The 12,628-nt window shown below is 67.4% G+C and carries 14 protein-coding genes; 5 read left to right on the forward strand and 9 right to left on the reverse strand.

The window, feature by feature from the left end; translation table 11 throughout:
- Window positions 1-7: 7 nt before the first annotated feature.
- The 8 genes from OE647_RS07155 to OE647_RS07190 form a co-directional block, all read right to left on the reverse strand.
- Complete coding sequence (locus tag OE647_RS07155) at window positions 8-133, reverse strand: hypothetical protein (RefSeq protein ID WP_263721033.1); 126 nt, start codon at window positions 131-133, stop codon at window positions 8-10.
- A 17-nt stretch (window positions 134-150) separates the two neighbouring features.
- Complete coding sequence (locus OE647_RS07160; RefSeq protein ID WP_412174932.1) at window positions 151-1,362, reverse strand: formate dehydrogenase subunit gamma; 1,212 nt, start codon at window positions 1,360-1,362, stop codon at window positions 151-153.
- A gap of 83 nt (window positions 1,363-1,445) precedes the next feature.
- Window positions 1,446-2,042, reverse strand: coding sequence for a formate dehydrogenase FDH3 subunit beta (gene fdh3B, locus OE647_RS07165; RefSeq protein WP_263721034.1), 597 nt, complete (start codon window positions 2,040-2,042; stop codon window positions 1,446-1,448).
- A 13-nt stretch (window positions 2,043-2,055) separates the two neighbouring features.
- Window positions 2,056-4,968, reverse strand: coding sequence for a formate dehydrogenase subunit alpha (locus OE647_RS07170; RefSeq protein WP_263721035.1), 2,913 nt, complete (start codon window positions 4,966-4,968; stop codon window positions 2,056-2,058).
- Between the two features lie 65 nt (window positions 4,969-5,033).
- Window positions 5,034-5,225 carry a twin-arginine translocation signal domain-containing protein gene (locus tag OE647_RS07175; RefSeq protein WP_263721036.1) on the reverse strand — a complete coding sequence of 64 codons (192 nt, stop codon included), beginning with the start codon at window positions 5,223-5,225 and terminating at the stop codon, window positions 5,034-5,036.
- 49 nt (window positions 5,226-5,274) lie between these two features.
- Window positions 5,275-5,883: a TorD/DmsD family molecular chaperone gene (locus OE647_RS07180; RefSeq protein ID WP_263721037.1), complete on the reverse strand. Its 609-nt coding sequence runs from the start codon at window positions 5,881-5,883 to the stop codon at window positions 5,275-5,277.
- A 12-nt stretch (window positions 5,884-5,895) separates the two neighbouring features.
- Complete coding sequence (locus tag OE647_RS07185; RefSeq protein ID WP_263721038.1) at window positions 5,896-6,507, reverse strand: DUF3306 domain-containing protein; 612 nt, start codon at window positions 6,505-6,507, stop codon at window positions 5,896-5,898.
- On the reverse strand, window positions 6,504-7,070 hold the full coding sequence (locus OE647_RS07190; RefSeq protein WP_263721039.1) for a DUF3305 domain-containing protein: 567 nt from the start codon (window positions 7,068-7,070) through the stop codon (window positions 6,504-6,506). The genes OE647_RS07185 and OE647_RS07190 overlap by 4 nt, the downstream gene beginning before the upstream one ends.
- Before the next feature lie 319 nt (window positions 7,071-7,389).
- Here OE647_RS07190 and OE647_RS07195 point away from each other — a divergent pair, with 319 nt between their 5' ends.
- Window positions 7,390-9,345: a 4Fe-4S binding protein gene (locus OE647_RS07195; RefSeq protein ID WP_263721040.1), complete on the forward strand. Its 1,956-nt coding sequence runs from the start codon at window positions 7,390-7,392 to the stop codon at window positions 9,343-9,345.
- A gap of 8 nt (window positions 9,346-9,353) precedes the next feature.
- On the opposite strand, the gene OE647_RS07200 is transcribed toward OE647_RS07195, so the two are convergent.
- Window positions 9,354-10,091, reverse strand: coding sequence for a cytochrome c family protein (locus OE647_RS07200; protein WP_263721041.1), 738 nt, complete (start codon window positions 10,089-10,091; stop codon window positions 9,354-9,356).
- Between the two features lie 72 nt (window positions 10,092-10,163).
- Here OE647_RS07200 and OE647_RS07205 point away from each other — a divergent pair, with 72 nt between their 5' ends.
- Genes OE647_RS07205 through OE647_RS07220 form a run of 4 tightly spaced genes read left to right on the forward strand, consistent with a single transcriptional unit; the run spans window position 10,164 to window position 12,625 of the window.
- Window positions 10,164-10,364: a DUF6494 family protein gene (locus OE647_RS07205; protein WP_263721042.1), complete on the forward strand. Its 201-nt coding sequence runs from the start codon at window positions 10,164-10,166 to the stop codon at window positions 10,362-10,364.
- Window positions 10,361-11,425, forward strand: coding sequence for an Mrp/NBP35 family ATP-binding protein (locus tag OE647_RS07210; RefSeq protein WP_263721043.1), 1,065 nt, complete (start codon window positions 10,361-10,363; stop codon window positions 11,423-11,425). The genes OE647_RS07205 and OE647_RS07210 overlap by 4 nt, the downstream gene beginning before the upstream one ends.
- On the forward strand, window positions 11,422-12,144 hold the full coding sequence (locus tag OE647_RS07215; RefSeq protein ID WP_263721044.1) for a biotin/lipoate--protein ligase family protein: 723 nt from the start codon (window positions 11,422-11,424) through the stop codon (window positions 12,142-12,144). Before OE647_RS07210 ends, OE647_RS07215 begins: the two co-directional genes overlap by 4 nt.
- 1 nt (window position 12,145) lies before the next feature.
- On the forward strand, window positions 12,146-12,625 hold the full coding sequence (locus OE647_RS07220; protein WP_263721045.1) for a DUF6505 family protein: 480 nt from the start codon (window positions 12,146-12,148) through the stop codon (window positions 12,623-12,625).
- Window positions 12,626-12,628: the final 3 nt, after the last annotated feature.

Below are 12,628 nucleotides of genomic sequence, written 5' to 3' on the forward strand. Positions count from 1 at the left end.
CTTTCGGTCAATCCAGCCGCACAGCCGGCCCGCTGGTCACATCGCGTGACGAAAAGCCCGCGTAGTCAAGCCCGAAATGGGCGATCACCGCGATCAGGATCGCCGCCAGGAACGCGAGATACATCGATTTCATGCGTTCGTTTCCCTTGCCTATTCAGCGGGCACCTTGTCGCGCGGCTTGCGCCCCGACACCTCGTCGTACCAGAGGCTGTGATGTTCCTTGGCCCACTGGATGTCCACCTCGCCCGAGCCCATGGCGTCGAAAGCGCCCTCCATCCCCACCGAGCCGATGTAGATATGCGCGAGGATCACGCCAATGAAGACAAACGCCACGATGGCGTGCCAGCCCTGGGCGAATTGCATCTCCTCATGCGGTGTCATGGCGGTGGGCAGGTCCGCGATCCCCAGAACCTGCGGCACGCCAAGGTCGTTCAGGACCGCGAAGGTCTTGGCGAACATCGGCAGCTCGAACGGGAAGAGAAGCGACAGACCCGAAAGCGAGATCGAGAAGCCCAGCACCACGACAAGCCAGAAGATGATCTTCTGGCCCGCGTTGAACTTGCGGGCGGGGGGGTGGACGCCCTTGGAAAAGAGCCCGCCGCCCTTCGCCAACCAGACCAGGTCCTGCCGGTTGGGGATATTGTGGAGCACCCACATCACCGTGACCATCGCCAGCCCGATCATGAAGGCCCAGGAGAGGTTGTTATGCACCCATTTCCCCGCCGCCATCGCCGGTGCGTAGGCCTCTTTCCCGACCAGCGGGATCAGGGCCACACGGCCGAAGATCATCATGAGCCCGGTGAGCCCCAGGACGACGAAAGACCCCGCCATCAGCCAGTGCGCGAACCGCTCAATGGCCGAAAACCGCAGGACGGTCAGGCCGGTTATGCCGCCATCGATCCGAATGCGCCCGCGCAGAAGGTAGAAAAGCACCAGCGCCGCCAGCACCGCCAGAAGCAGGTAGCCGCCGTAATGCAAGAGCGGCCCGGCGCGGAAATGCAGCCAGGCCATGCCCCCGTCCTGGATGATGACATCCGCCGCAGGGGCGCGCGACGACACGGTCACATCCGCCGAGCCGAAGCGCAGCGCCCGCCACAGTTCGGGGTCCGAGACCCCGCCAAGGGTGCCGAGTTGATCGGTGATGGCCGCCGCCTGATCGGGGTTCCCCGTCGCCTCGCTTCGGAAGGCCTGATCTACCTTCAGGCCCTGTTGGCGGGCCAGGATGTCCTCAAGCGTCTGCGCCCCGCCGGTCGCGGCGCGGCTGGCGCTGTCCTGGGCACGGGCGGAGGGCGCCGGCCCCATCAGAAGTAGCACCGCCGTCAGCAAAAGCGAAACGCATATCCGAAACGTCATCCGAGCCATCCTGCCCCTCTAGATCCGAACGCCGCCCCAGACGCGGCGGCAAGGGGCGGCCCCCCGAAGCCGAGGGGGCCGCAGCCTGACCGTCAGTTCCCGGCCTTCTGGTCGTAGGCGGTGCCCCAGCCCCAGGCGCCGGAGCCGAAGCCGCGCGCCACGACCCGTTCCCGATAGATCGCCGAGACGACATCGCCGTCGCCTGCCAGAAGCGCCTTGGTCGCGCACATCTCGGCGCAGAGCGGCAGCTTGCCCTCGGCGATGCGGTTGCGGCCATACTTCTGGAACTCCGCGGCGGAGCCATCGGGTTCCGGTCCGCCCGCGCAGAAGGTGCATTTGTCCATCTTGCCGCGCGAACCGAAGTTGCCGGCCTGCGGGTATTGCGGCGCGCCGAAGGGACAGGCGTAGAAGCAGTAGCCGCAGCCGATGCAGAGGTCCTTGGAGTGCAGGACGATCCCGTCCTCGGTCTGGTAGAAGCAGTCCACCGGGCAGACGGCCATGCAGGGCGCGTCCGAACAATGCATGCAGGCGACCGAGATCGACCGTTCACCGGGTGTGCCGTCGTTGATCGTCACCACCCTGCGGCGGTTGATGCCCCACGGCACCTCATGCTCGTTCTTGCAGGCGGTCACGCAGGCGTTGCACTCGATGCAGCGCTCGGCGTCACAGAGGAATTTTACGCGTGCCATATCTCTGTTCTCCTCAAGCTGCGCTGATCTTGCAAAGCGTGCACTTGGTTTCCTGCATCAGGGTCACCGAGTCGTAGCCATAGGTCTGCGCGGTGTTGGAGGCTTCGCCCAGGACATAGGGGTCCGCGCCCTCCGGGTAGTTGCTGCGCAGGTCCTTGCCCTGGAAATGCCCGCCGAAGTGGAAGGGCATGAAGGCCACGCCCGCGCCCACCCGTTCGGTCACCATCGCCATGACCTTGACCGCCGAGCCTTCGGCGCCCTCGACCCAGACCTGTTGCCGGTCGCGGATGCCCAGGTTGTTGGCGTCGCGCGGGTTGATCTCGACGAACATGTCCTGCTGCAGTTCAGCCAGCCAGGGGTTGGAGCGGGTCTCCTCCCCACCGCCCTCGTACTCGACCAGACGGCCCGAGGTAAGGATGATGGGGTAGTCCTGGCTGAAGTCCTTCTGCTGGATCGAGGCATAAAGCGTCGGCAGGCGGTAAAGCCGCCGGTCGTCGTAGGTCGGATAGTCCGCGACCAGATCGCGCCGGTTGGTGTAAAGCGGCTCGCGGTGCAGCGGCACCGGGTCGGGGAAGGTCCAGACGACCGCGCGGGCCTTGGCATTGCCGAAGGGCGCGCATTCGTGCTTGATCGCGACCCGCTGGATGCCGCCCGACAGGTCGACCTTCCAGTTGGCCTTGGGGCCGCCCACGGCCTCGATCGCCGCGCGCTCCTCATCGGTCAGGTCGCCGTCCCAGCCGAGGTCCATCAGCATCTGCATGGTGAACTCGGGGTAGCCGTCCTGGATCTCCGAGCCGGCGGAATAGACGCCCTCGGCCAGCAGGTTCTGCCCGTCGCGCTCCACCCCGAAGCGGGCGCGGAAGGTCAGCCCTCCTTTTGAAACCGGCATCGACATGTCGTAGAGGTTCGCCGTGCCGGGGTGCTTCATCTCCGGCGTCCCCCAGCAGGGCCAGGGCAGGCCGTAGAATTCGCCATCAGCCGGGCCGCCATTGGCGCGCAGCGTCGTCTTGTCGAACGTGTGCTGGTTGGCCATGTGCAGCTTGAGCCGCTCCGGGCTCTGGCCGGTGTAACCGATGGTCCACATGCCGCGGTTGAACTCGCGGGTGATGTCTTCGACCACCGGCTCGCCGTCCTTGACCTCGATATTGCGGAACAGCCGGTCGGCAAAGCCGAATTTCTCGGCGAACTTGTTGATGATCGTCTGATCGGGAAGGCTCTCGAAGACCGGGTCCACAACCTTCTCGCGCCATTGAAGCGAGCGGTTCGACGCGGTGACCGATCCGGAGGTCTCGAACTGGGTCGAGGCGGGCAGCAGGTAGACGCCATCCGTCCGGTCATGCATCACCGCCGAGACGGTCGGATAGGGGTCGATCACGACCAGCGTGTCGAGCTTTTCCATCGCCGTCTTCATCTCCGCCCCGCGGGTCTGGGAGTTCGGCGCATGGCCCCAAAGCACCATCACGCGGACGTTGTCGTTCTGGTCGATGTTGGCCTTGTCCTCCAGCACGCCGTCGATCCAGCGGCTGACCGGGATGCCGTTTTCGTTCATTAGGCTGCGGTCGTTGCCATCCTTGTCCTTGGCAGGGTTGCCGTCGGCATCCAGCAGCGTGGCGAACCGGCCCTTGAGCCAGTCCAGATCCTCGCCCCAGACGCGCGACCAATGCGCCCAGGCACCGGGGGCCAGACCGTAGTAGCCCGGCAGGTCGTGGCTAAGCACACCAAGGTCGGTCGCGCCCTGTACGTTGTCGTGGCCGCGGAAGATGTTGGTGCCGCCGCCCGAGACGCCCATGTTCCCCAGCGCCAGTTGCAGCACGCAATAGGCGCGGGTGTTGTTGTTGCCGGTGGTGTGCTGGGTGCCGCCCATGCACCAGATCACGGTGCCGGGGCGGTTGTTGGCCAGCGTGCGCGCCACCCGTTCAAGCTGGCTGCCGGGCACGCCGGTCACGCGCTCGGTCTCTTCGGGGGTCCATTTCTTCACCTCGTCCCGAATCTGGTCCATGCCCCAGACGCGGGTGCGGATGAACTCCTTGTCCTCCCATCCGTTCTCGAAGATGTGCCACAGAAGGCCCCAGATCAGGGCCACGTCGGTGCCCGGCCGGAAGCGGACATATTCGTCGGCATGCGCGGCGGTGCGGGTGAAGCGCGGGTCGCAGACGATCAGGGGGGCGTTGTTCTCCTCTTTCGCCTTGAGGATGTGCATCAGCGAGACGGGGTGCGCCTCGGCCGGGTTGCCACCGATCAGGAAGATCGCCTTCGACTTGTGGATGTCGTTGTAGCTGTTGGTCATGGCGCCGTAGCCCCATGTGTTCGCAACCCCCGCAACGGTGGTGGAGTGGCAGATCCGCGCCTGGTGATCGACGTTGTTGCTGCCCCAATAGGCCGCGAACTTGCGGAACAGATAGGCCTGTTCGTTGGAATGCTTGGCCGAGCCGAGCCAGTAGACGCTGTCGGGCCCGCTTTCCTCGCGCACCTTGAGCATCTTGTCGCCGATCTCGTTGATCGCGTCGTCCCAGCTCATCCGCTTCCAGACGCCGCCTTCCTTCTTCATCGGATACTTCAGGCGGCGCTCACCATGGGCATGCTCGCGCACGGACGCGCCCTTGGCGCAATGCGCGCCGAGGTTGAAGGGGCTGTCAAAGCCCGGCTCCTGTCCGACCCAGACCCCGTTGTCGAGTTCGGCAATCACCGTGCAGCCGACCGAACAATGCGTGCAGACCGACTTGGCCGTCGTCAGGGCGCCGGTCGCGGTCTGGGCCTCGGCCTTGGTGACCGTGCCGCCGGTCGCGCCGACAAGCGCCAGCCCGCCGATGGCGAGCCCCGAGCCGCGAAGGAACGCGCGACGGTCAACCTTTGCCTCGGCAACCTGCGACAGTATCGTCGAACGCTGCGCCTGTCTGGCATCCCGGCTGGTTTTCTTCCTGAGCATCCTCATCTCCCTATCTGGTCCGGCGCATCCGGCCGGGGGGCGCGTGCCGCCCGCTCATGCCGGTGTCAGAACCGGGCGCTTTCGTAATAGGCGCGCGTATGCGCGGTATCCTGAAGGCCGCCGGGCTTGGCGGTCTCGGCCGCTTCCGCCTCGGTTCCGCTCATCGCGCTTGCCGCGACCGCGGCCGGTGCCGCGGTGGTCGCAAGCTTGAGGAAGCCACGACGGCTCGTCCCCTCGGTCTTGCTTGTCTTGCCCATCTGCCTTTCCTCCATTCTGTTGTCACGGCGGCCTCGCCGCCCTCTTCCCTCACGCCCCGGACAGCCGGAACGCCTCCTTCTCGATCTGCATGAACAGCCGCCCGACCGTGCCCACCGGCGCGTAGAAGACCGAGGTCTTGGCCCCTTCGAGGTCGGCGAAGAAATGCCCCGCCCAAGAGCCGACGTTGCGGTTGAAGAATTCGCGCTGCTCCTCGACCGAGGCAGGCGGGCCGAAGCGGCCTTCGATCAGCGCGGCCATCATCTCCATCAGGCTCGCGATGCCGTCCTCGGGCTCGAACACGCCCTTGCTGCGGGCGATCCCATGGCGCGCCATGTCGCCGCGCAGGACCGCCAGCGGCTTTTCGTTCAGGAAGCCCGTCAGGTAGAAGCTTGCGTAGGGAACGAGCTCGCCCCGCCCCAGACCGATGAAGAGGTCGTTGAATTCCCGCTCGACCCCGCCGGGGGTCGCCGCCTGCGCCAGCTTGTTGAGCGCGCCGATGGCGTTGCCCATGGGGGTCTCGTCGCCCTTCAGGCGCACGCACTTCGCCAGAAGCTCCCGATCCGGCGGCGCGGCCAGGAGCGCCGAGAGGAAGGAATAGAGATCCGCCCGCATCTGGTCTTCCTCTGCGATCCGGATCGTCTCGGCGGCTTCGGTCATGGGGCTCTTTCCTCAGGCATGGTCTGCAAATGTGAAACGCGGGCTGCGGCGCGGAACCGTTGGGGGGGCGGCGTCATCGGGCGGGGCGGCGGCTTCGTCCTCCACGTCCTCGACGTGGGCGGGCGCGGCGTGCTGCGTCTCGGTGGGCGCTTCGGGCTTCGGGCCGTCGTCCTCCACACGCGCCGCTTCGGCGTCCTGCGCGCGGGTAAGGGCGGCCAGATGGCCCATCATCCCGCGCCCCACCTGGTAGGCGGTCTGCATCCCCTCCTGCACCGTGGCCGCGTTCGAGAAATCTTCTCCGTGATCCACAAGCCCGTCCAGGTTCGCCAGCACCGGGTTGGTCCGCCAGAGCCGACGCAAGGCGCGTTGGCGCAGATGCAGCGGAACGCGCTCCTTCAGGAAGGCCGCGAAGTCGTCGCCCGCAACCATCGTGTCCGGGTCCTTCAGGCCCAGTTCCGACAAGATCTCCGCATCGCTGCGCGGGGCCGCTTCCTGCGCTTCGGCCTCTGGCGCCGGGACTTGCGCGCTTGCGGCCACACGCGCCTCTTCTTCGGCTCGGGCGGCCTCGGCACGAACGGCGGCACGGCGGCGGGACCAGAAGTCTGTGGGCGCGGCACCGGTCAATGGACATCCCCCTGGTTGCCGCCATGCGGGGCGCGGTAGACGTCTGAGAGCTGACGGATGCGCGCGTCGCCCTTGCCGTCCTCGACCAGGTCGATGCGCTTGCGGTCGCGCTTGCGCTTGATGAAGGCTTCCTCGACATGGTGTTGTGCGATGAAGTCACGCACCCAGCCGATCATGCTCAGCGGCATCGGCACCAGTTCGATCAGCCCGTCGCCGCTGTCCATGTAGTCCTGCCCCTCGTAGGGCGAGGCGGTGATGATCTCGGGCCGCCAGGGCACATCCTGCGCGGGATCGGGCTCATCCCGCAGTACCACGACCACGCCGGGGGTCTTGGCGGCCAGCGCAACCCGGTAGGCCTCGGTATCCGTCGACCAAAGGTCAAGCGTGAGCGTCGCCGCGTGATACTCGACCGACTCGCCCTCGCGCCGAAGTTCGCGCCAGTTCGCGGGCGGCGCACCGGGCAACACCGCGACGACCTTCCACGCCCACTTCGCCCATCGCGTGACGCCTGGCGTCCTGCGAACGACGATTCCAACGGGCATGCTTGCGCGCTCAAGCGCCATGGTCCGGGTATCCTCCCAACGGGGCCTCCCAACCCCACGGCAACAAACTGAACCCGAGCCTTTGCCCCACCAAGTAAAAACCTGTTGATTCGGCAGAATAATCCAGTCAGCCAAGACCCGAGGGACAAAATGTCCCTCACCCGCTGCCAGACATGAAATCAAGCTGGACGAAATGTCCCTTGGGTGCTTGCCGCCTGTTTTTGTCAGGAAAACCACCGCCAAATGCAGCCGAATCACGCGACCCCGGCGGCTTGTGCTTTACGGCCCAGGCCCATTCATGCCTAGCTTCGGTGCAGGAAGCCGAAGAGGCGGGGGGATCATGGCCGAACGCGTGCTGCTTTGCGATTGCCTGGGCAGCCAGAAGATCGACGCCACCGCGATCGAGCGGGCGACCGGCCTGACCTGTTCGCGCGTCCATACGGCCCTGTGCACGCGCCAGATCGACCTGGCCGCCCGAGCCATCGCCGACGAAGAGGTCATCGTGGCCTGCGGTCAGGAATCCCAGCGATTTTCTGAGCTTGCGGCCGACCTCGGGCGTCCGGCCCCCGCCTGTGTCGATATCCGCGACCGCGCCGGCTGGGGCGCGGGCGGCGATGCGACGGCCAAGATGGCGGCCCTTCTGGCGGCATCCCGCGTCACACAGAACCAAACCAAGACGCTCGATGTTCTGTCCGAGGGCAGTTGCCTGATCCTCGGCCGCGACACGCGAGCCTTCGAGGCGGCCGATCGCCTTGCCGAAGCCCTGGCGGTGACCGTCCTTCTGACCGACGACTGCGAGATTCCGGCCCAGCGCGCCTATGAGGTCGCGGCTGGCCGCATCCGCGCGGCGACCGGCAGCCTTGGGCAGTTCGTGCTGACCTTCGACGCGCTGCGCCAGCTGGAGCGCGGCGGGCGTGGCGCCCCCGCACTCGGCGCCCCGCGCGACGGGGCGGAGACGCGCTGCGACATCGTGCTGGACCTGACCGGCGGCACGCCGCTGTTTCCCGCCTGGCGCAAGCGTGACGGCTATCTGCGGGCCGACCCGGGTGACCCCGGGGCCGTCGCCGCGGCCGTTTTCGAAGCCGCCCAACACCAGGGAACCTTCGAAAAGCCCGTACATGTCCGGCTGGAGGAGCATCTGTGCGCCCATTCGCGGGCAGGCAAGATTGGCTGCACGCGCTGCCTCGACAACTGCCCGACCGGCGCGATCACCCCGGACGGCGACCATGTGCGCGTCGATCCGCTGATCTGCGCGGGCTGCGGCGCCTGTTCGGCCCTCTGCCCCTCTGGCGCGATCAGTTACGACGCGCCCCCGGTTGCCGATGTGCTTCGGCAACTGCGGGCGCTGTCGGAAACCTACGCGCGTGCGGGCGGCACCAGCCTGCGGCTTCTGGTCCATGACGCCGAGCATGGGTTGCCGATGATCGCCTTCGCCGCGCGCTTCGGGCGCGGACTGCCCCCCGACGTCTTGCCACTGGAAGTCGCAGCACTTTCGGGCTTCGGCCATGCCGAGGTTCTGGCGGCGCTGGCGATGGGCTTTGTCGCGGCCGACCTGCTTGTCGGTCCGCGCACCGAGCGCCCGGTGCTGGAGCGCGAGATCGCCCTGGCGCGCGCCATGGGCGCAGGCGATCGCGTCCGCATCCTGGACCTGAGCGACCCCGATGCGCTGTCCGACGCGCTTTACGACCAGCCCGCGCCCGCCCCGGCGCCCGCACCGGTCCTCGCGATGGGGTCCCGCCGCCAAGTGGCGCGCCTTGCCGCGCGCGCGCTGATGCCCGAGGCCGACGCGCCGGTCCCCCTGCCCGAGGGCGCCCCCTATGGCGCCGTCCTCGTCGATACCGGGGCCTGTACGCTTTGCCTGTCCTGCGCCTCTCTCTGTCCGTCGGGGGCGCTTCTGGACAACCCGGACAAGCCGCAATTGCGCTTCCAGGAGGATGCCTGCCTGCAATGCGGGCTTTGTGCCACGATCTGCCCCGAAAAGGCGATCACCTTGGTTCCGCAATTCGACCCCAGCGACGCCGCCCTGTCCCAGAAGGTCCTGAACGAGGAGGAACCCTTCGCCTGCATCGAATGCGGCAAGCCCTTCGGCGTGAAGTCCACGATCGAGAAGATCATGGAGAAACTCGCGGGCAAGCACCCCATGTTCATGGAAAGCGACGCCGGACGACTGATGCAGATGTGCGACGACTGCCGGGTGCGCACGCAGTACCAGGGTCAGTCCAACCCGTTCCAATTGGGTGAACGTCCACGCGTGCGCACCACGGACGACTATCTTTCGAAACGCCGGGACCACTGATGGCGGGACTAGCGGCTTTCGATCTCTGCCCCAAGATCGGCGGGCGCCACGGTGCTGGCGTAGGCCAGAAGCGCGTCGAACTCCGCCGTCGTGATTACCAGCGGAACGATGGCGGGCGGGCTTGCCGGGTCGAAGGGGGCGCTCAGCCCCGCGACCTGCACGAAAGCCGGGTGCGGGGCGCGCAGGAAGAAGGTCGTCAACCGCTCGGACCAGTCCGACAGGGCGCGCAGCACCGCGAAGGAGGGCGCCTGCCCCATGGCCAGCGCGCCGCTGTCGTCAACGCTGTGACAGCGCGCGCAGTGACGGCGGGCAACCTGTATGCCCAAGGTGGCGTCCCCCTCGAACCGGACCTCCTCGACCGCTTCCGCGCGGGCGGGGACCGTAAAGGGTGCGCCCGCGTCCGGCTCGAAACCGGTGATCGCCGCCTGCCCGGGGCCGGAGGCGAGCCAGCCGGCGAAGAGGGCCGCGGCGCTGTTGCCGGTCAAGAGGGTCAGGGCATAGGGAACGCCCTCGCGCGCAAGTTGGGCGGGCGCTCCGGTCTGGACGGGATGAAGACTGGCATCGCCGCCCGATGCGACAACCACGGCCTTGCGCCCGGTCTTCAACGAAAACCGCGGCAGCATATATTCCAGAAGGCCGGTCCGGGCGATCTCGGGCGCGACGGACAGGGTGAAGCTTTGCGCTTCCTCGGATCGCAGGGGCGTTGCAGCCAGGCAGGCGACAAGGCAGAACAGACGCAGGATCATCGCTGACACCTCTGCGCACGAGGTTAGGGGGTCTGGCGAAACCCGGTCAAGGAAAGGCGAAGGAGGATGACGATGGACGACGATTTCAACATGTCGATGCGCAAGTTCCTCAAGCAGGTTGGCGTGACCTCGCAACAGGCGATCGAGACGGCGATGCGCGACGGCGGGACGGCGGCTGCGGGCAAGAGCTTTGAGGCACGCGTGGTGCTGACCGTGGCGGGGCTTGATCTGGAACATGTGGTCACCGGCAAGATCGCGGGCCCCAAGGAATGAGCCTGTCGCGCGAGGCGGTTCTGAAACTGCTGGGGACGGTCGCCGACCCGATTGGCGGCAAGGACATCGTGAGCGCCGGCATGGTCCGGGCCCTGACGGTGGAGGACGGCAACGTCCGCTTCGTCCTGGAAATCGACCCGGCCCGCGCAGCCCGGATGGAGGCCGCCCGCAACGAGGCCGAGGCGAAGCTGCGTGACCTGCCCGGCGTCACCTCGGTTTCGGTCGTGATGACGGCGCACAGCGCCCCACCCCCACCTGACCTGAAATTGGGCGGCCACGCCAAGCCGAAGGGGCCGGAGAAGGTGCCCGGCGTCGCGCGCGTGATCGCCATCGCCTCGGGCAAGGGCGGGGTCGGGAAATCGACGGTCGCGGCGAACCTTGCCGTGGCGCTCGCCGCCGAGGGGCGGCGCGTGGGGCTTCTGGACGCCGATGTCTACGGGCCGTCGCAGCCCCGCATGCTGGGGGTCACGGGCCGTCCGGCCTCGCCCGACGGCAAGACGATCCTGCCGCTCAGGAACCACGGTGTCACGCTGATGTCGCTAGGCCTGATGACGCAGGAGGACGAGGCGGTTGTCTGGCGCGGGCCGATGCTGATGGGGGCGTTGCAGCAGATGCTGTTCCAGGTCCAGTGGGGCGCGCTCGACGTGCTGATCGTCGATCTGCCGCCGGGCACGGGGGATGTGCAGATGACGCTGGCGCAGAAGGCCGAACTGGCAGGCGCCATCATCGTCTCCACCCCCCAGGACATCGCGCTGCTGGATGCGCGCAAGGGCATCGACATGTTCCGCAAGATGGGCACGCCGATCCTCGGGCTGATCGAGAACATGGCCGTGCACATCTGTTCCAAATGCGGAAACGCAGAGCACATCTTCGGCCATGGCGGCGTCGCCGCCGAGGCGGAGAAGCTGGGCGTGCCGCTTCTGGCGGAGATTCCGCTGCATATCGGCATTCGCCGGGCGGCCGATGGCGGCGCGCCCATCGTCGTCTCGAACCCCGAGGCGGCAGAGGCACGGGCCTTCCGCGACCTGGCCCGCGACCTGGTCGCGAAGGGGATCGCATGATCCGAACGCCGGTCTTTCCACCGTTGATGAAAGGGCTGGCCGCCGGACCCGCAAACCCCTTCGCCATCGCCTGCGACCAGGCACGGCGCGGGGTGGATGCGGGCCTGATCGCCTGGTCGTGCTCCGACGACCGGCTGCGCGCGGCGCTGGTCCTGGCGCCGGAGGAACCGCTGGAGCAGGCGATGGCCGGGCTCGTCGCCTGCGCCGTCGGGTTCCAGAACGCCTTCGGCGCGCTGGCCCCGTCAGAGACCGCGCTGCATCTGGACTGGGCCGGGGGCCTGCGGGTGAACGGCGCCCATTGCGGCGCGTTACATGCCGCTGCCGCGACACGGGACCCCGCCGCCGTCCCCGATTGGCTGGTGGTCGCGCTGGACCTGACGCTGCGCCTGCCCGACGAATTCGAACCCGGGGAGACCCCGGACTGGACCGCCATCGACCAGGAGGGCTGCGGCCTGATCGACCCGATCGACCTTCTGGAGGCCTGGTCGCGCCACAGCTTGCGCTGGCTCCATCTCCTTGAGGACCCGGAGGGTCGCGCGACCCTCGCGCGCGACTGGGTGGGGCTGGTCTGGGACCTTGGCCGCCCGGTCACGCTGCCGCTTCGGGGCACGCGGCACGAGGGCACGTTCCTCGGCGTCGATGAGAATTTCGGAATGCTTCTAAAAACCGGGGCCGAAACCCGTTTGATCCCGCTCACCGCCCTGCTTGAAGAGGTCTAGGATGCTTCTCGCCCGCGCCATCCATTTCGACGAAAGCGACCGCAACGTCTTCCACACCCCCGCCCGGACCGGCGAATGGGCGATCCCGGGCGGGTTCGAGTTCTCCAACTGGGGGGAGGCCGACCTTGTCGGCAAGGCCCGCCAGGCCTTTGCCAACGGCTGGCTGGGGATCGAGACCTTCGGCCGCGTCACCTTCGTCGCCGTGACCCGGATCGAGGAGGCCGAATACGCGGCGCTGGTCGATCGGCTGGCGCGGCATTTCGTCGATATCTACGGGGCGCCCTCGCTCGACGCGGCCCGGCCGGTGGCCGAAGAGGAGTTGGCGCAGATGGCCGCGCTTTGCGAGGACCATCCGCCCAACACCGTCCTGACGGTGCTGCGCGAACTGACCGAAGCCGGCGTCCGCGAACAATACCGTTATATCGAACCCGACGAGGCGGGGCTGGACATGTTCGCCATCCACGCCACGCCGGAAAGCTAGGCC

The sequence above is a fragment of the Albidovulum sediminicola genome (genome assembly GCF_025751575.1).
Lineage (GTDB): Bacteria > Pseudomonadota > Alphaproteobacteria > Rhodobacterales > Rhodobacteraceae > Albidovulum > Albidovulum sediminicola.

Excerpts from the sequence above, each read along its gene's own strand:
- fdh3B (WP_263721034.1), bottom strand. The coding sequence starts at position 2,042 with ATGGCACGCGTAAAATTCCTCTGTGACGCCGAGCGCTGCATCGAGTGC.
- OE647_RS07170 (WP_263721035.1), bottom strand. The coding sequence starts at position 4,968 with ATGCTCAGGAAGAAAACCAGCCGGGATGCCAGACAGGCGCAGCGTTCG.
- OE647_RS07205 (WP_263721042.1), top strand. The coding sequence starts at position 10,164 with ATGGACGACGATTTCAACATGTCGATGCGCAAGTTCCTCAAGCAGGTT.
- OE647_RS07195 (WP_263721040.1), top strand. The coding sequence starts at position 7,390 with ATGGCCGAACGCGTGCTGCTTTGCGATTGCCTGGGCAGCCAGAAGATC.
- OE647_RS07210 (WP_263721043.1), top strand. The coding sequence starts at position 10,361 with ATGAGCCTGTCGCGCGAGGCGGTTCTGAAACTGCTGGGGACGGTCGCC.
- OE647_RS07200 (WP_263721041.1), bottom strand. The coding sequence starts at position 10,091 with ATGATCCTGCGTCTGTTCTGCCTTGTCGCCTGCCTGGCTGCAACGCCC.
- OE647_RS07155 (WP_263721033.1), bottom strand. The coding sequence starts at position 133 with ATGAAATCGATGTATCTCGCGTTCCTGGCGGCGATCCTGATCGCGGTG.
- OE647_RS07190 (WP_263721039.1), bottom strand. The coding sequence starts at position 7,070 with ATGGCGCTTGAGCGCGCAAGCATGCCCGTTGGAATCGTCGTTCGCAGG.
- OE647_RS07220 (WP_263721045.1), top strand. The coding sequence starts at position 12,146 with ATGCTTCTCGCCCGCGCCATCCATTTCGACGAAAGCGACCGCAACGTC.
- OE647_RS07215 (WP_263721044.1), top strand. The coding sequence starts at position 11,422 with ATGATCCGAACGCCGGTCTTTCCACCGTTGATGAAAGGGCTGGCCGCC.
- OE647_RS07180 (WP_263721037.1), bottom strand. The coding sequence starts at position 5,883 with ATGACCGAAGCCGCCGAGACGATCCGGATCGCAGAGGAAGACCAGATG.
- OE647_RS07175 (WP_263721036.1), bottom strand. The coding sequence starts at position 5,225 with ATGGGCAAGACAAGCAAGACCGAGGGGACGAGCCGTCGTGGCTTCCTC.
- OE647_RS07160 (WP_412174932.1), bottom strand. The coding sequence starts at position 1,362 with ATGGCTCGGATGACGTTTCGGATATGCGTTTCGCTTTTGCTGACGGCG.